General features: G+C 43.4%; 18 protein-coding genes. 2 read left to right on the top strand and 16 right to left on the bottom strand.

Annotated features, from left to right (window positions below):
• Positions 1-63 precede the first annotated feature (63 nt).
• From ACFSJE_RS16715 to ACFSJE_RS16640, 16 genes are all read right to left on the bottom strand, one after another.
• On the bottom strand, positions 64-1,803 hold the full coding sequence (locus tag ACFSJE_RS16715; RefSeq protein WP_379832012.1) for a patatin-like phospholipase family protein: 1,740 nt from the start codon (positions 1,801-1,803) through the stop codon (positions 64-66).
• A 368-nt stretch (positions 1,804-2,171) separates the two neighbouring features.
• The gene (locus ACFSJE_RS16710; RefSeq protein WP_379832011.1) at positions 2,172-2,981 is read right to left on the bottom strand and encodes a DUF4138 domain-containing protein; all 810 of its coding nucleotides are present in this window, start codon (positions 2,979-2,981) and stop codon (positions 2,172-2,174) included.
• 20 nt (positions 2,982-3,001) lie between these two features.
• Complete coding sequence (traM, locus tag ACFSJE_RS16705) at positions 3,002-3,919, bottom strand: conjugative transposon protein TraM (RefSeq protein WP_379832010.1); 918 nt, start codon at positions 3,917-3,919, stop codon at positions 3,002-3,004.
• Positions 3,900-4,526: a conjugal transfer protein TraK gene (locus ACFSJE_RS16700; protein ID WP_379832009.1), complete on the bottom strand. Its 627-nt coding sequence runs from the start codon at positions 4,524-4,526 to the stop codon at positions 3,900-3,902. The genes traM and ACFSJE_RS16700 overlap by 20 nt, the downstream gene beginning before the upstream one ends.
• 16 nt (positions 4,527-4,542) lie before the next feature.
• The gene (locus ACFSJE_RS16695) at positions 4,543-5,382 is read right to left on the bottom strand and encodes a hypothetical protein (RefSeq protein WP_379832008.1); all 840 of its coding nucleotides are present in this window, start codon (positions 5,380-5,382) and stop codon (positions 4,543-4,545) included.
• The gene (locus tag ACFSJE_RS16690; protein WP_379832007.1) at positions 5,382-5,987 is read right to left on the bottom strand and encodes a conjugal transfer protein; all 606 of its coding nucleotides are present in this window, start codon (positions 5,985-5,987) and stop codon (positions 5,382-5,384) included. Before ACFSJE_RS16690 ends, ACFSJE_RS16695 begins: the two co-directional genes overlap by 1 nt.
• On the bottom strand, positions 5,984-8,395 hold the full coding sequence (locus tag ACFSJE_RS16685) for a TraG family conjugative transposon ATPase (protein WP_379832006.1): 2,412 nt from the start codon (positions 8,393-8,395) through the stop codon (positions 5,984-5,986). Before ACFSJE_RS16685 ends, ACFSJE_RS16690 begins: the two co-directional genes overlap by 4 nt.
• Positions 8,388-8,666 (bottom strand): hypothetical protein, encoded by a 279-nt coding sequence (locus tag ACFSJE_RS16680; RefSeq protein ID WP_379832005.1) that lies wholly within the window; start codon positions 8,664-8,666, stop codon positions 8,388-8,390. Before ACFSJE_RS16680 ends, ACFSJE_RS16685 begins: the two co-directional genes overlap by 8 nt.
• A gap of 1 nt (position 8,667) precedes the next feature.
• Entirely contained in the window at positions 8,668-8,955 is a 288-nt protein-coding gene (locus tag ACFSJE_RS16675; protein WP_127142144.1) for a hypothetical protein, read from the bottom strand.
• Positions 8,956-9,195: 240 nt separating this feature from the next.
• On the bottom strand, positions 9,196-10,254 hold the full coding sequence (locus ACFSJE_RS16670; protein ID WP_379832004.1) for a nucleotidyl transferase AbiEii/AbiGii toxin family protein: 1,059 nt from the start codon (positions 10,252-10,254) through the stop codon (positions 9,196-9,198).
• Positions 10,255-10,281: 27 nt separating this feature from the next.
• A complete protein-coding gene (locus ACFSJE_RS16665; RefSeq protein ID WP_379832003.1) occupies positions 10,282-11,031 on the bottom strand; it encodes a DUF6577 family protein in 750 nt (249 codons plus the stop codon).
• A 74-nt stretch (positions 11,032-11,105) separates the two neighbouring features.
• Positions 11,106-11,768, bottom strand: a complete 663-nt coding sequence (locus ACFSJE_RS16660) for a P-loop NTPase family protein (protein ID WP_379832002.1) — start codon at positions 11,766-11,768, stop codon at positions 11,106-11,108.
• Positions 11,765-12,304: a hypothetical protein gene (locus ACFSJE_RS16655; RefSeq protein WP_379832001.1), complete on the bottom strand. Its 540-nt coding sequence runs from the start codon at positions 12,302-12,304 to the stop codon at positions 11,765-11,767. The genes ACFSJE_RS16660 and ACFSJE_RS16655 overlap by 4 nt, the downstream gene beginning before the upstream one ends.
• A gap of 2 nt (positions 12,305-12,306) precedes the next feature.
• The gene (locus ACFSJE_RS16650) at positions 12,307-12,585 is read right to left on the bottom strand and encodes a helix-turn-helix domain-containing protein (RefSeq protein ID WP_379762352.1); all 279 of its coding nucleotides are present in this window, start codon (positions 12,583-12,585) and stop codon (positions 12,307-12,309) included.
• Positions 12,586-12,865: 280 nt separating this feature from the next.
• Positions 12,866-13,705: an RteC domain-containing protein gene (locus ACFSJE_RS16645; RefSeq protein WP_379832000.1), complete on the bottom strand. Its 840-nt coding sequence runs from the start codon at positions 13,703-13,705 to the stop codon at positions 12,866-12,868.
• A gap of 13 nt (positions 13,706-13,718) precedes the next feature.
• Positions 13,719-16,124 carry an aminotransferase class I/II-fold pyridoxal phosphate-dependent enzyme gene (locus ACFSJE_RS16640; protein WP_379831999.1) on the bottom strand — a complete coding sequence of 802 codons (2,406 nt, stop codon included), beginning with the start codon at positions 16,122-16,124 and terminating at the stop codon, positions 13,719-13,721.
• Positions 16,125-16,322: 198 nt separating this feature from the next.
• On the opposite strand from ACFSJE_RS16640, the gene ACFSJE_RS16635 reads away from it, so the two are divergent.
• Together ACFSJE_RS16635 and ACFSJE_RS16630 are read left to right on the top strand one after the other, a co-directional pair.
• The gene (locus tag ACFSJE_RS16635) at positions 16,323-16,700 is read left to right on the top strand and encodes a DUF7793 family protein (RefSeq protein WP_379831998.1); all 378 of its coding nucleotides are present in this window, start codon (positions 16,323-16,325) and stop codon (positions 16,698-16,700) included.
• A gap of 18 nt (positions 16,701-16,718) precedes the next feature.
• The gene (locus tag ACFSJE_RS16630; RefSeq protein ID WP_379831997.1) at positions 16,719-17,645 is read left to right on the top strand and encodes a helix-turn-helix domain-containing protein; all 927 of its coding nucleotides are present in this window, start codon (positions 16,719-16,721) and stop codon (positions 17,643-17,645) included.
• The last annotated feature ends 27 nt before the right edge of the window (positions 17,646-17,672 follow it).

Below are 17,672 nucleotides of genomic sequence, written 5' to 3'. Positions count from 1 at the left end.
AATAGTGATTGTTGATTTACATACTCCTTTTTTAGCCTTTGCCCTTGAAATAGGATATTGTTGCTACATGCCCCTTGCCTTGAAATCCTTGATGATGGTATCCATGATCCACTTGGTCATTTTTTTGGATAGCAGGGATATGACAATGCCAAGTCCTATGCGCATTGCCCAGTTCGTAACCTTTCCTTTTAATTCAGCTTTCAATACGGCTTTCAGTCTTTTTTTGATGGGTTTCCTTAGTTTTAGAAACGCCGCTTCCTTGAATTTTGGAAACTCCTGCACCTTATATCTGGAAGGGTTGGAATCGTCATCTTTATCCAGTTTGCCCACATCAGGGATAATGGGTAGATAGGTCTTGCCATCAACCGTCCTTCCGAACTTCGCAATGGTTGTTGGGTGAGCACCATAAAAAAGATTGTTTTTGTCAGTTGCATCATACTGCATAAAGAATACCCCTCTTAAAAAATTTTGGGCATTCTTGCGTCCGAGAAAAAAATCATGGATTCTAAAATCAATATCCAAAAAACCTCCGAATCCACCGATGCCCCCTGTGGCCAAGGGAGGGTGATCAACCTCTTGGGTAGTCCCCAATTTTAGTTTTCGGGGGAAGGCCATCAACTTAAAGAGCCCGATACCGTAGGTGTCCGTTTGCTTGTTTCGGGCTTGATTGAGCACTGTGGGAATCAGGTAGCCCACAATGTCCATTATGCTCGTCAATTTTAAGTCAGTATCTCCGGAACTCTTATCATATTCAAAATTGGGAAACGGGTCGATCAATACCGTGCCGTATTTTGGATTCTTCTTGTTGGCAGTCCCGTGATTGGCTACCAGGGTCCGAAGAATCTCATCGAAGGGTTCGTTATTGATGGCCCCGCCGTCCACTGCCGTGAATTGAAAATCGGAAACCGATGTGGTATCAAGTTCGATGTCCATATTGGCATCAAAGGCCTTGCGTTGGGATAAACTGTGGTTTACGTAAGCAGAAGAAAAGTCATCCGCGAAATAACGGGGTGCCAGTCCTATGGGAAAAGCACCGGTAGCTTTGGTTACGTTGGCCAGAAACTCCCTGTTGCTTCCCTCCTTGTGACCTTTAGCGTTGGGTCTAAAAGGCAGGAATTTGTCGTTGTCCACGATTTCGTCATAATTGAGCTTAAAATGGGCGACAATGTCATGATGGCTTATTTTGTGCCCGGGAGTCGAATCCAGAAACTTGGATTTGAGTTTGCTCAATTTGACCTTGTAGTCCACAGGTCGCAAACTGGTAATCGTCAGTAATAGTCGAAGGTCCTCCGAAATATAACTGGGGAAATTGGCTGTGCCGGCATCCTTTGGAATCTTTTCAAAGACCTTTTCGGCAATGGTATCGATAGGGCTTGAGTTTAATAATGAAGGTGCTCCACGGTCTCCGGTAAGATCGGAAGTGGACAGCATTTTTTCAAAAGTGGTCATTCCCTTTTTTGTTCCGTTGTACAAGCTGTCGTCGTCGTCCAAAAATACCCAACTGTCATAGAGGATATTGCCGGTCTTTGTTTTGGAGACCTCTTTTACCGTTTGATGGTTTCCGGAATACAGTGCCAAGGTGGTGATCATGCTGACCATACCTCCGGCCGAAGCACCCCCTAGGGCATCAATCATGACATTGTGTTTTGGGATGACATTATCGGGATTTGCTTCTTTTTTGGCATTTTCCCAGTTGTCCAAGGCTTCCAAGATGTAATCCATAAAACCTGCCGTATAAGCTCCGGCTGAAACGGCACCGGCCATAGTGAACCCCAAATGGAACGTATTGTTAGATTTTGACATGACTTGATTCTTCTTTGTTTAAGGTTGATTTTAGAATAGGTAATAACCCTCTAATGGGTGTACGATCCGTTTGAACTTTTTGGGGGAATGAGGCTGTAGGAAGTGTACTTGTTTGAGATACTGAAAGATAGGAGATATATGTGAGAATGGATTAAAGGAAATCCTTAATTTTTCTAGGGTTTTCCTGTAGTTATTGACCAAAGGTTTTAAGGAAGATCGTGAGCGTATACCTCATTTTCGTAATCAATTTAATAGCCTGTATTATAAACCTTATGTTGGATGGGTCATGTAGTTATACCAGTCCCATGTACAATATTGATATTGGTATGGTTCACCTGCTTTGGAAGGTTTCTATTACGATGTGAAAATCAATGTAACTTAAGGGTAAGATTGCGACTTCCATGCGCTTCCAACACCTTAACTTGAAGGCGTTCCTTCTCGTTCAAGGTAAACTTGGGATAGACAACCACAAAGCGGACCGTTTCACCTGCGCCGATCTCCTCGGACATATGGAATTCAAATAAGGGAGTGATGGGTAATTCCTGATAGGAGGCTTTGCGTTTGGGGGTTCCCAATACCTTTGATAATTGGAACAACCCGATTTCATATGGAATCATGGAACGGTTCTTCAGTTCATAAACCATATAGACGTTATCATCATGGTATATCTGCCCTATCACTTTGACCCTGATGCCTTTTTGTCTTTTGCTCCTTTTAAGGGTGGATGATTTCTGATCAAGCAATTGGGTACATAGCCGGGTAAAGTCCTTTTCTAGGGAAGAAGGTTGTATTTGGGAGGAACCACTAACTTCTAGCATTTTGGAATCTGGTTGAAAAGGGTTTTTTAAACGTTGATCCGGCGCTATGAAATGGTGCAATTGACGGAGGTGTTCGCGATAGGCGATGATAAAAACATAGAGGTCACCCGTCATGGTGCGGACCAATAGATTGCTTGACTGCCCTTTGTCGGCCTGCAGTAATCCCAAGGTATCCGCTTGCTCTCGATCAAAACTGAAAGCAAAGTTTTGGGACCCGGTGATGCCTGTTTGGATGGGGTCAGGAAAGGAGAGGGATACTACCTGTTGTGCATTGGTATAGATGGTATCCAGAGATTGGGCTGTACTAGGTATAGTGAAGAATAGCAGTATGATGACTGGGAATAGGGTTTGATTTTTCATGATGATTGTTTTTTGATGCGTTACAGATTTGGTTTCAGTAGTAAACGATGGCCATCCAAGACGGTCACCTTTTGTTGGCGTTGTCTCCGTTGGAATAAACTTTTTAGGCCTCTGACTTGGGGCAGTCCCGCAATATTGATATCCTGTACCATATTGTCTACCACCTCATGGGAGGCTTCCTCTTGAAGGGAGTTTTCCAAATAGATGCCCGTTAAGCCGTCTTGTAGGTCGTAGGCTTCCCCTTCGAAGGGAACATGATTTATGTGGGTAATGCGCAATAGGGTCCGATTCGGCTGGAAACGGACTGTACCAAACAGTTTAGTGTACTTTAGAAAGTGATGGCCATTGAAGTTCATGGGCTTAGCTAATCGTAACCGGATACGACTGTTGTTTCGTAAGACCTGTTTGCCATCTACTTCAACCAATACCGTGGAGTTGATTTCGCTATTGACGGTCTTGGGATGTGAAGTAAAGAACAGTTGCTGTTCCACGGCCATTTCGGCAGCCGTGTCGTAGCTGTCAGATATCGGTGCTTCGTTTTGGGCGGGTACGGTTTTAGGTTTCGTTTTTGTTATAGTATTCAGAGATGGAATGGATTCATGTTCATAGCTCAAATTACCCGAGCTATACACACTGTCGATGATGCGCTGTTTCTCATATTCCATATAGTCGGGATTAAAATACCCTTTATCATCCACCATATGGTCTGGGTAGATTTGGGGAGCGGTACGCTCGTGTTCCACTTCGATGGCATCCAAAGCCTCCATCTTGGATTCGTACACCTTTTGGTTTTCCTCTAGGTCGGGCATCGGAATACGATCGGGTTTCAGTTCAGCCTTTTTGTCCTTGCCGAAGGTGAGGATGGAGTAGACCGCTATAAAAAGCACTACCCCTACCAAGACCATGACAAATACGATTTTATTCTTTTGTGGTTTCATAGGATTCTATTTTACGAAGGGAGTTTTCAAAAAAATCAGTGATCAATAAACCGTGGGGGTTATGGGGGAAATGGCGGGCCACTGTGATAAGCTTGCCCGTGGTGGTCAATTCGTAGGTGTCGGTAACCGTGCCTCGATTAATCTGGATAATGGTCCGGGTCTGAAAGGGATAAGGCTCTTGGTCCATATCGATTTGGGAATCGATGCGCTCCACTTGTTGTACGAGGGAGTATTGTAGCAAACGGTTATAAAATCCGTTCGCCTTTTTTTGACGGTAGATGGCATCGACTGAGGCATTGCCCAACCATAGGGCTTTTTCCATGTTCTTTTCATAGCTGTTGGCTTCGACACCATAGAACCAACTGTGGAACTGTTCCAGATGGGCCAGGGCCTCGACTTCCAAGTTTTCCCGTTGATCGGACAATTGGAGGGGGATGACCGCTCCGTCTGAACGGACTACAAAGGCCTTGCTCAAGCTTTCGTTATGTACCTTGGTCACCAAGATGACCGAGGTGATACAGACCAATCCCGACATGATGATCAAAGCCATGACCACGATCCGGTTCAATCTCAAAATCTGTTCAATGTTTTTAAAGGGTGTTTTCATTTTAGTATAACATTAGTTATCCAGTGAACAGACGCAACGTAAAACTCGTGGCCTTCCGATAGAGCTTGAATTTGAGCAAAACGATGAATCCAATGGAACCCAGCTGGATGACCGGAGCAAAGAATTCACTGCCCCAATCCGTACCGAACAGACTGCCCCAAAAGTTGGTGTTGATCTCCGTATAGAGATTGTTGGCAAAGACATTGACCAAAAAGAAGGCAGGCACCAGCATGTAGACCCCTGCATAGAGCTTGAAGTACATATAGGCCAGACCTCGGAACTTCTCGAATACGGCCAAGCTGATGACCAAGGGAAAAAAGGCCTGTAAGATCCCCAATAGAAAATACCGTTCGGCCAAGAAGAGTGGATAAATGAATATATCCAACAGCCACAAAATAACCCCAATGACAAAGGCCACTATTTTCAATCCGTACAGGGGAGTGACCAAAGCCTCATAGAGCATGGCCATGGCTTTCTTGGCGGCTTCCAAGGCACCCACATCCCGTTCCAGGTCCACATCCTGAAGCTGCAATGGGAGGAGTGCCGGAGCCGTGTCCCGGTATTGGGCCTCAATGGCCACCAGAATCCCATCGAACACTCCCAATATCTCTGTTGAAAAGATGACCAGCAGCACAATCAAAAAGTTTTTGGCCAGTTCGGTAGGGGTGAGGCCCCAAGTATGGCCATCGGTAGCTGCGATGCCCTCGTTGTATTTTTTGAGGATATTGACCAAAAAGAACAGGACGGCCAGGGTCTTCATGCCCACTAGGGTATATTGGGAAAAGTCACTGTCCTTTATCGTCTGAAAGACAGCGTCCACATATTCCAACCCTATACCCAAAAAGAAGCCACCCATCAGTAGTTCGTTTCACGGTTATTGATTATATCCTGCATCCTACGGAAGGAGATGATTTCCCGGTAGCGTCTTGTCTTGACCTCCAGCTCGGCCACCATTTCTTGGGACTGTACCTTCTTCTCCATCAAAATGGAAGTACGCTCCGCATCGGTCATTTTTAAAAAGTCATTGGACAGGATCTGGTTGACAAAATCCAAGTCATCAATGGCAGTATCCATTATCTGTTCAAACGAGCGGGATACCTGTTCCACTTCCCCTGCTTTGATATAGGTAGAGTTTAAGATACCCCGCAGATCTTGCTGTACAGTACGGAATAACCGCTCATTGTTCCTGGTCAGCTCCTGTAATGCCTTCAGTTGTTTGATGGCGTTGTTGACTTTGACGATATTCTCCTTTTGCTCCTTTAGGAACTGTACTGTCTTCAATAGCTCTGAGGTCTGTTTGGCCGACTCAACCAGTGACTTGGCCATGCTGATAAAGTTGGTATTGTCATACACCGGCATACCCTGGCAGGCAGCGCCTGCTGGCAGTAATAGGGAAGTGGTTAGGGCTAATAGTAAGGTCAGGGATTTTTTCCTGATGGTTTGTAGAACTCTTGTTTTCATAAGGTTTCTTTTTTAAGGTGAATGAATGCTTTGATGGCTTGCTCCATATCTTGGGTCTCTTCATAGCGGTTCATGATCTCGGTACTTTCGGTGCCATCCGTGAGATAGGCAGCGTGGACCTCGGGCGGGACTTCCAAACGGAAAACGTTGCTTTCCTTCCCAATCTTGATAAAAATTTCAGTGTATTTCCGTTCCCCGGTCAGATTGTTGCGTATGGATTTCAATTGGTTCAGGTCATGGCTGGACAGCTTGAGCCGCCTTTGTAGCGCATCATAGCCCTTTTCATTACGTAGGCTATAGATGACTTGGGTGTTTTCGAGGATACTGGCCGAAGTGGAATTCTCAGGCAATTGGTTGATGGATTGCAGGATGATGCCAATGGCCCCGTTCTGTTTTCGAATGGCTTGATAATAGAACTCCACATTCCCCAAGACATTGGGGAACTTGAGTTGTTTGGCAAACTCATCGAACAGGATAATGCCCCGTTCGGAGCGGTTTCGCCAAATGGTCCGTTGAATGGCAGATTTAATCAATTTTAGCATCACCGAGAGGATTTCCTTGTTGTCCCTGACCTCGTCCAGTTCAAAAATGATAAGGCGTTTGTCCTCCAGGGTGTAGGTCTGGTCGGCACCCGTATTGAACAGAAAACTGTAGGGCCCGTCTTCCACGTATTCCGAGAGGATGTGCAGGAAATCATAGGTGCTGAAGTGAGCTTCCTTGATTTGTAAACCTTGGAGGAGCGTGTCTTTTCTATCGTCCACGAATTGGTAAAGGGAAGCGAGGGAGTGGTCTTGTCGTATGGTCTTATAATACAACAGCAGCACTTTTTTGATCGCCACTTTTTGGGATTTGGAAGCATGATGTTGTGCGAGCAGTTCCAAGAGAAAGACAGTAAGATCTTCCAAACGCTCTGGGGTCAAATCGGAATCCCCTGAAATATAAAAGGGGTTGATGCCCAAATTTTTGCCTTGTTCATAGCGTAGGATGATATATTGGTCGGGATAAAGCTTGGCGAACTTGGCATAGGAACCACCCAGATCAATCAGGATCAGCCGAACCCCTTGCTCAAAATACTGACGTAAAATGTTGTTGGCCAAAAAGGATTTGCCTTCCCCGGTCGGGGCAAATATGGCAAAGTTCCTAGCCTTGATGCGACACTTACCTTCATCCCAGACGTCCTTTAATACAGGAATATTGTGTTGTCGGTCATTGAAGATGATACCTATGGCATCCGAGGTATAGTTGGTGCTGTTGATATAGAGGCATAGGGCATGCTTCAAATCGGTTACATAAAGATCTTCATTGGAAAAGTTGGTGGCGTGACAGGGATGGGAGTTCAGGAAATAATGCTTGCCCTCCTCCCCATTGGGGTGATAGGGCATAATATCCAATTCCTTAAAACTTGCCTTGATCTGGGATGCGATCCGTTTAAGGTACTCGGCCTCCGAATGCCAAAAAATGACATTGAGATGGCCCCTGATGATGCAAGACGAATCATCAGAATTGATTTGGTCCAGAATATGCTGGACTTTTTTGAGGACGACCTTGTTCTGCGAACCAAAATTGGAACTCTTGCTCAATTCCTCCACTTTCTTGTCCAGAAGTTTGCGCCATTTGTGTTTGTCATCTAGATAGAGGATGTGGTTCACGATATGGTTTTCGTTTAGCTCCAATCCCAATCCATCAATAAACCCTTGATGAAAAGTGAAATCATCCGAGGTGAATTTTTCATTGTTCTTGCTACTTTGGACTTTTCCTCCAAAACAATTTTCATTATTGACAGCGATAACATCGAAAAAATGGTCACCAATTTCGATGTGTTTGTTGTCCAACAACACATCCGTGTCGAAATCTTGGTTGAAGCCATTGTAGTAGTAGTCCGTATGGGCTAGAATGTCATCAGACATCATTGGACTCAAGGAAACGCGTTGACTATTGTTGATATAGGAGACAGCATCGTTGACAGAAGTAATAAACTCTGCTACTTGCACATCCAATTTTCGATGGAACCCCTTTTCCGTTTTCCGGAAGGGATTGACATATTTGGTCGCGTTCCAAATTTTGTCCAAGGGCAGTACAAAGAACAGATGGCTTTGGTGGCTGAGGTATTCCCTTCCCTTAAAATACTTATAGGTGGCCTTTTCCAAAAAGGTTTGATTGGGCAATTGTTGGCCATCGTACCCCACTTTTTGGTAAGTCTCCTGTTTGTGGATGGCCGTACCCGTAGGCAGGGATTTAAAGGCCTGGAACCACATACTGTGCAGTTCCTCAAAATCTTGCTCTGAGAGGGAGTGGATTTCAGGAAGGGCTACCTTAAAGAATAGCAGCACATTGCCATTGTTGGCAAAGACCACATGGTTTTGAATGTCCAAAATGGGATGATTGGAATTCAGGTTGATTTTATGCATAGGAAAAGGGGCTTAGTTTTTTGTTGCTGATCATGTTGGGAAAGACCTTTGGAACAAAAAGTAAATGAGGGTTTTTGGCCCACTGTGCCAATGCCCCGAAAAGAAGGGCATTGAACAACAGCAGGGCAACGATGACACCAAGACTGAATGAAAAGATGATAACTAACATAGAGCCAATAACGGACACCATTAATAGGGCAAATAGCGAAATGGGCAGTCCCATGATCATGGCCCGTTTGCGGATATTTCGATAGACCTCGTACTTTTTCATCTTACACCACGATTCCGATGAGATAGGTAAAGATGCCCACAACGGCCCCAGCAATCAGCACAAAGACCAAGACCCGGGTAATGCCTTTCTTCAGGTCGGCATTCTCGCCGAAAAAGTGTCCGGCATTGAACAGGAACCCCACCAAAAAGATCACCCCAAGGATGATGGGAAATATGGCCCGTATGGTATTGGAAATATCATTGACGGAATCCTCGATGCCGCCGATCTGGGCCAAAATCGAACTGGAAACAAATAAGAAAAGAATGGTGATGAAATGTGATTTTCGCATATCGCAAACGCTTTTGGATTAGACGATTTTTGATATGTGAAAAGTACAATAGAAATATCTTCAAATGATTGATATTCAATTATTTGTGTATAAAATATTGTTTGGTATGGGATTGGGGTTTTTACCGGGGTTTGAGTACAAATTTCATGGAAAATTAACAGGTAAATGTTAAATAAAGAAAAATACAAGTATGCTCAGGGTCGTGAAAAATGTATTTTATGACTTGAACCCAAGGGTAGATTATGATTTATTTTTTAGTTCCAAGGTTTTCCACCAATAAAAAAAAGCTTCAGGATTGGTTTTCTTTAGTTTGTTCAATCTTGTTTCATCAGGTTGGTCAATTGTCCAATCCACAATATCTTCTGGATTTGAAAAGCGATGAATTTCTTTGGCTTCCGTTTTTATCAGTGCAGATAAATATGCTGCCTTGGCCGCAGGAACCATAGCTCTCTCAAGATGAAAGTTTTCTGAAAAAATGTAGTTCTTGATGTTTTGAATGCCTTTTTGCAGCTCTTGAAACTGACCTATACCCGATTTTCCTCTTGTTGCTATGACCATTGCGGTTTCAAATATATCCTCCAAGACTGCATCGTTAGATTCCATTATATTCCTGTAAGCAAGTTCGGTTTGGGCAAATCGATTAAAAACTGCCGCAACTACTTCGATATCGCGTACCATATCAAATAAGTGACCGACATCGAATAATTGCTTGATAATTTCCACTTCCTTACCCCTACCGTAAGGAACGCCGGTAGTATTTGGTGCAAAGGCAGTCAATTTATCTCCTAGAATAGCTTCGGGGGTGGGCACTTCTACATTTAAAGGATTATCTTTTAGTTTTAGAAAAGGGGAATCTATTGGGAGCATTTCTGTGTATCCCTCATAATGGCTGTCTTCAAAAAGTATGTCCAATAAAATATACTCTTGGTCTGAAGGTGCTTTCGTTACTGGTTTATAATAAAACTTAAAATGGGCTTTTTCTATATCCGACTTAGTTTTCCGGACGTCCTCTTCATAACCAATGAAATCAGAGCTTTGGATCAGGGCATCAAAAATAGTGTTCAAAACCTCTGGCTTGTTTTCAACTATAATATCGATATCAATGGAGAATCTTTTTGGCTCAGGAAGTAGAAGCGTCAAGGCGGTACCTCCCTTAAAAAGGAATTCCAAGTTACTTTTTTTTAGTTGTTCCAGTAAATAAAGTGCCCACACTACTTTTTCCACCAAAATGGGATCTGACCGGTACTCTCCAGCCTTCTGATTTATCCATTCTTTAGTTAGCGACTCCGTATCTATCATTTATCTATGATTTGGCAGTAATTAATGTTAACTGCCGTTTCTTTGTTGGTTTATCAGCAATTCTACTTCAGTTTTTTTTGTTCTTCTATCTGCATATCTGAGCATTTTGGCTTTATTAATATCATATCGATCAAAAGCCGCTTGGTAAATTCTTTTCAATTCCGCGCCTTGAAACGTAGAAAACAATTCTGGGTCACAATAGATATCCACCAACATTTTTTCCAAGGAACAAGTAGTCACCTTATTTATTTTATGAATTGGAGCTTCTGTAATAAGTGGTATAATGATAATGGGGCTTTTGGAATGAGAAACGTATTTGCTTATTATGTCTTGGGAAGGATTCAGAAAAACTTCCTTGCCCAAATCATTTAGAGCGTAGAACACCGATTCGGTAGCATCCCTCTCCACCTCTAGTATGGTGTAAAACCTTCCTGGTTGGTGCAACATGAATTCGTTAAGCCACTTTGTTGTCCACAAACAGGTTTCAATATATGGAAATTGATTATGAATTTTACCGGCTAGGACTTTAAGTGATCTCGTAATTTCAGGTGTGTATGTTTTCTTTTTTTTCTCTGAAAGAGAATAGACTCCTCTAGACTGTCTATGAAGAATACCTTCCTGAGTCAGTTTATACAACCTCCAATCAATTGTAGAACGCTTTACCCTCTCCTCAAATTGGCCATAAAACTCAATAATATCAGAAACAGTAATTTTTTGTCCCTCGTCGAAACTATTCTTTAGTGCATTGATATGTAGTGATTTATTGGCGATTTCCATATCTTTTATACAAATATACTAAAAACTAAGATTCGGCAGTAAATTCATATAATTGCCAAATCTTAGTTTAAAAATCAAACTCGTTTATCCTTACTCTTTTTATCAAAGGCTACCAAATTAAACAACTCCCGCATCCGAGAACGTACACGATTACCATAACGTTCTTCCAGTTCCTTCGCATTGAGGTTGGTGGTGGCATGGGTCTTGCGTTTTTCATTGATAAATAGCTCGTGGCGGGAGAGCAGTATTTCCCCTATGACATTGCAGTCTTGTCCAAAATGGCGTCCTGTGGGTTCCACGCCGAGGTCATCAAAACAAAAGAATTGGGAATTGCCATAGTCCTCGATAATTTTATAGCCGATATGGTTAAAGCCAAAAACAATGTTCCTGCAAGGTATGACATCATAAGGTCGTTGATGGGGGACGATGTATTTCAATAGTTTCATAAGACTGGTCTTGCCACAACCTACAGGTCCAGAAAGAAGAAGGCCTTTTTGGATGTCGATGCCCATTTGTGCACATCTGGCCTTATCCTGGATAAAGTAGAGACAGAGTTTATAGAGAATTTCCCTATCCTCTCGATAGATCTTGAACTTTTTGCCAAATAGTAGCTTGCCTTTGGCATCGAGGTAGGTCAGGATTTTTTTAAAATCATAATGGATTTCCCTACCCTTGAGAGTGCCGAGCGGATAGTGTACAGCTCCCTCGGTGATGATATGTGGAGCGCTGTATTTCACAAAGGTTCATTGTAATTTTTTTGTTTCGTGGTCTTTAGGTTGTCCTCAAATGGGACACTGGCCTGCAGTTTGCTTCTCTCTTCCAAACCGTCAAAATCCAAATTTTTGAAATTTCGCGGTTTGCTATAGTTTTTTTTGTTTTCCAAGGTTTGTATATGTTTGTTTATAGGTACCACTGCTTGTCCATTGCTTGTCCCGATATGGGTACACCTTGGGTCCACCACTTGTCCACCACTTGTCCCAAAATCGAACATCTTGATTCGGCTTCCCTTAAAAGGATTGTGGGATGGCGTGTAGATGATATAGTGCCAATGGTGGAGTTCCTTGATGCATCTGTGGTAGGTGGATTTTGACCCTATTTTGGCATACTGCATGACCTCGTCCCGGTTGATAAAGAATTCCTGTTTGAAGTAGTTGGTGTTCCACAATTGGAACAGGGCCACATAGAGGCTGATGTGGGTGGGATTTAGTCGACTGTCCTTGGAGAATTGTTCAAATACCCCATTGAGATGCTTGATATAATTGACCTCTTCCAAAACTAGATACGGTTATGGATCTTGTTCTGCTCCAATACTTCCATAATCTCATTGTACTCGTAATAGAGAACTCCACCTATCTTGGTGTAAGGCAATGTGCCATTGATGCGCAAATTTTGCAACGTGCCCGGAGAAATGCCCAAGAGTTCCCGGACCTCATTGGATTTGAGCCATTTTTTGTTGGTTTGCTTGTTTTGGTTTTCCAATAAATCCTTGATGTCCTCCAAAAGTTCGACTTTGAACTCCATCAGATCTTCTGTAGTAATAATGGTCGCTCCCATAATCTTGTGTTTTAAAGAAAGGACCACCGCATTACTCACATTTCATTTGATGGCCCTTCCACTGATTTGACTTTCATGGGCAAAACTCAAAAAGCTTTTTGGAAAAAATTCCACAGTTGGTACCAAGGTGGGTACTTTTTTTGCTAATACGATTTGCTGCCCTTTAGACCATAATGGACCATGAGGTGCCATAAAACAGTTCAAAAAATCAATGAATTTGAATGAAAGACTACACAATACCAAAATTCCCAAGTTGGTACCAACTTGGGAAAAACATACGTTACTCATCAAGGGACTCCATCCGCTGCTGAAGCATTTCAATGAGCTTGTCCAAGAATCGGGTCTTACTGCCCTTGCGCGAACGTATATCGATAAAGGTGTGGTAGTAGTTCCCTAGGTCCACATTGTAAAAGTGTTCAAAATGGGAGGCCAGTTCCTTGATGTCCACTGTTCCACTGTTGATGGAACTGCTGGCATGCAGTGCATAAAGCAATTCGATAAGGTCCGTCTTGTTGCCGGTCCAGAATAATTTAGAAGGTTTTTCCATAGTTGTGTTCTTTTGGGGTTCGAGGGAATTGTTCAGGTCGTCCACTTCCTTCCTCAGATACACGATGAGCATATCATAGGCCATTATGGTGGCCACCGTCCCGTCCTGACAGGTCGAGAACTGGTCATCAATCAAGAAATGGAAGGATTCAAGGGGCAGGCGAAGGTCGCGGTTGCCCCTTACAAAATACCGTTCGTCCAAGGACATGGCCCCACGGCGGTAATAGTTATAGAATTCCAGGTTGTCGTTGAAAAAGGTCTGGAACTTATCGATCTGGTGTTGGAGGTATTTGGTCTGGGCGGGGTTCTTCCCACGGGGACGCTTGCTCTCGATATTGAAGAGCTTGACATAATAGATCAGCTTGCTGAATATCTGGGGCTTGACGTGCTTGAAGAAATAGATCTCATCTGCTTGGGTGTCAAAAGTCTTCCCCGTAATCTGTTTTTGCAGCTTACGGATGCTCTTCTCCACCAGCACAATCCCCTTTTCAGCTTTGAAGAGGACATCCCCGTTCCCACTTTCCAGGGCATCCAATTGCGCCTCAAATTCCGATAGCAGCTTTTGGTATTTCATGGCGGGCCTCCTCTCAATGTTGGCCCTCCATGACTCCGATCAATTCCAGGATGAAATTGTCATCGGTCTGGAGATAGGCATATTTTTCATGGACCATCGCTCCCAGTTTTCTTTTTTCAAAGGAAGCCGTCATCCCAAAATCGATTTTGGGAAGTTTAAGTGCAATGGCCCGCTCAATGGTTCGATACAGTAATTGCCGGTAGGTGGCATACGTTTCCAAAAGGTCATACTCCATGCCCACAAAAGCAGGAACATAGACAGTCTCCTGATTGGTATAACAAAACATTGCCCCCAGTATCTGATTGGGTTTCTCTTTAGGGGTGAGGACAATGAATTCCCAAAGTTCATTTTCGTTCATCTCTTCAAACAGTTTATCCGGAAATGAAAAGGTATTGAGACCAAGGTTCCGTTTTTGCACTTCCCCAAAAAGACGTTTGAATTCTTGGATTTGAAACACATTGGCCTTGGAAATAGTTTTGGATTGTGTCAATTCCAAAAAGGGTTTGATATCCTTCCGGAAATGCCTTCGGTTCCGGGATGACAATTGTTCAATATAACTTTTAATTGAATCAATCCCTGCCAGTTCAACGCTGCAGGAGTTGGGCATCTGCACCCGCAAAAAACCATTGCCATAGAGTATTTCATGCCATGATGTGTTTGTTTCAAAGTCGCGTAATACGGTCATTTTTGCTCCTAATTGGTGTTCCATTTTTTCCAGAAGCTCCAACAGGCCATCCCTTACAGCACCTCCCAGTTCATGGGATTTGTCCCAATACAGATGATTCCCCTCCGTGAACAGGCAACCCAAGGACAGGACCATGGACGATAAATGATAAGGGTCTTCTTTCCGCTCTTGTTCAATGGCAGCCGATATTTCAGCTTGGGCGAGCATATCATCCTTCCAAAGTGAAAGGGTCAGAAAGGTCATAAAGATGGGGTTCCCACCAGGATCTTTGATGATCACATATCGGAACGACCAATTGTGTTCCTTTTGCGAGTTTCCTTGAAAAGTCTTTTCCAAAAATTGTAGTCCCTCCCAATCATAGACGCCTTGTCCTCCCATAAAGTGGTTCCATTGTGTCTTATCAACCTGTTCGATGGTTTCCAAAACTTCGATGGTCAGTTCGGATGACGTTTGAAGTTTTCTTTGGGTGTTGTGTTCCAATTTAAAGGCATGGAAGACCCTTTCAGAATTTGTTCCGGTCTCTTCCAGGGTCAATGGAAAATGATGTTCCATTGCGTCTACCAGTCCTTTGATTTCTTCCTTTTGGTTATGCCTTGAAATGGTAATCCGTACCCCGGTGTTCTTTACGGGTACAGCAGGGAAAATGCCCAGATTGACATAATATCCCTCACGCATCAATCGGTTCACAAAATTATAACCGGTCTTGGGCATCCCTGTGCCAATGTAAAATACTGGGGATTCGTTCTGGTCGATCAAAGGCAGTTCGGTAGCCGACAGGCATGCATTGAAATAATCGATGCGCTCCCGCAATTCGTGTTGGAGCTCATAAATTTCATTGGAAAGATGTATTTGAGCGGACGCTATGGCAGCAGCTACAGATGCTGGTTCCAACTGGGCTGAGAAGGTCAAGGGACCACCGAAGGTCTTGATCTTGTCATATAGTTTGGGGTTGGAGCAGGCCAGGACCGCACCACTGGCCCCAAAGGTTTTGCTTAAGGTGCCGAAGAGCAGCACGTTTTCCGGTAGTTCCTTTAGCTGTTTGAGTATGTGCCCCGTTCCATTTTTGCCAGTCCAACTCATCCCGTGCACATCATCAAAATAAAAGTGCAGCTGTGGATACTTCTCGGACAACTCCATTAACTCTTTTACTGGGGCATTGTCCCCATACATGGAATAGATGCCATCGGCCATATACCAGATGTGCCTTTTGGAATGTCGGTACTTTTTGATCTTGTCCTCCAGCATTTCCAAATGATTGTGCCGTATCATTTCTATGGGAACGCTTCGTGTCTTGAGCATCTTGGCAGCATTCTGCACGCTCCAATGCACCTGATGGTCCAAAATGATCACATCATCATCGTCCACCGCACTGGGGATGACCCCTATGTGCCCAAGGGTGCTGTTCTTGGTAATGACAATGGGATGCCCGTACATTGTACTGATATGGCTTTCCAGTTCTTTGTAAAGTGGGTTGGAGATATAGGATTTAGAGAGGGGAAATTGGGTGCCGTATTTTTCTATGGCATTCATGGCTGCGGTTTTCAATCTTGTATCCTGTTCCAGTCCCAAATATCCTGTGGTCCCAAAATGATATAATTCCCTGCCTTCAATTTCAATGGTCCTACCAGAAAATGATTTCCCCCCGGCATATAGATGAAGCACCCCGGCCTGTTTGGCATCGGTGAACACCTCGTGTACGGTGTTCAAAAAATTGTGGTGTTTAATCTTTGCCATATCGTTTAATTTAAATTGTCATAAAAAGTACTGGCAATTGTAAGATTAACTATTATTAAACAATGATATAATCCTTTTGAGATAACATATACTCCTTCTTAGATAACTCTATAACCCTTTTAAAATAGGGTAAATCCATTTCAATTTACCCAATTACAATATTTTTGTAAATTCCAGTTGCTAACCAGTTTTCTTCCAATGAAAAGAACACATGAAAACAACTACACGATTTATTTCCTGAGCAATGAGCTGTTACATATCATTTATAAAAAGGTGCCGCTCATCGACCTGAAGGCGGCCCAGTTAATTGTCCGGGATAGGATGCATTTGCAGGAAGGTAGGGAAATGCCAGTGCTCTGTGATATCCGGGAAGTCTGGAATATCAATAAGGCGGCCCGGGATTATCTGGCCCGGGAGGGTTCGCTTTGGATCAAGGCCCTGGCCTTTTTGATCGACCCGCCTGTTACGGACGATCTCAGTATCTTTTATATGGATACGCATCCTTCAAAAATTCCCATGGCATCCTTTGTCAGCAAATCAGAAGCCTTGGCCTTTTTGGCAAAGTATATAGCTTAATACATACAATAAGTTGATATGCCGTATAACGATGACTTTAGGGTAAAACGAATCAAGAAAATGCTTTTGGAAATGGCCAAGGGCAACTTCTTCTATGCTCTTGAGCCTTTCGAGAAAAACGACAATATCGCCTCTTTAGTGGTCCTGCTGAACATGGTAAATGAAGAAATCAGGGCAGCTTTTGTGCACCAAGGTTTTGCCAATGCCCATACCACCCCACAATGTATCATTCAACTTTCCCTTATCTTGGATGGTAATGGTCAAATTGAACTGGTCACCAATGGCACATGCTCCCTGTTGTCCTATCTCCCAAAGGATTTAATTGGTAGGCCTGTCACTGAATTTATGACCGAAAAATCCAAGGAAAAATATACCAAAAAGTTGTACAAACATTTGAAGAGAGAAAGGTCGGAAACGGTTATTTTCCTAGAATTTGTTACAAACGAAGGCCTTGTGTTGGCAAAGGATTGTCAAATATCGGTTTACCAAGCATTGGATGGGAGCGGTCAAAAAATCTTGTTGAACACCGTTTTCTTTTCCAAAGGGGAACCTTTTGAAACAGGACTTCCCAAAAAGACACTCAAAGTAACCAAGGGCATTAAGGAACACAAGGTCACCTTGACCCCAAAGGACATTCAAATAATCCGTGATGTCCATGACACCATCATCAACAACTTGGCCCAGGATCTTCCCTCCTTGAAGGAGTTGGCGCACCAAAAGGGCACCAACGAGTACAAGTTGAAATATGGATTTAAGCAAGTGTACGGTACGACCATTTTCCGATTTTTAATCCAGGAACGGCTGAGAATGGCAAAGACCCTTATCCTGCACAGCACCCATACCATAAAGCAAATTGTACAAATGACCGGCTTTAAGAGCAAGACCCATTTTTCCAGGGCATTCAAGGACAAGTATGGGCGTTCCCCAAGCGAATTACGATCATAACATCCTCAAAAACATTGTTTTAATCCG

The sequence above is a fragment of the Flagellimonas iocasae genome, assembly GCF_042682725.1.
Taxonomy (GTDB): domain Bacteria; phylum Bacteroidota; class Bacteroidia; order Flavobacteriales; family Flavobacteriaceae; genus Flagellimonas; species Flagellimonas iocasae.
The sequence above is the reverse complement of the archived record's forward strand: the minus strand, read 5'-3'. Positions and strand labels throughout refer to the sequence as shown.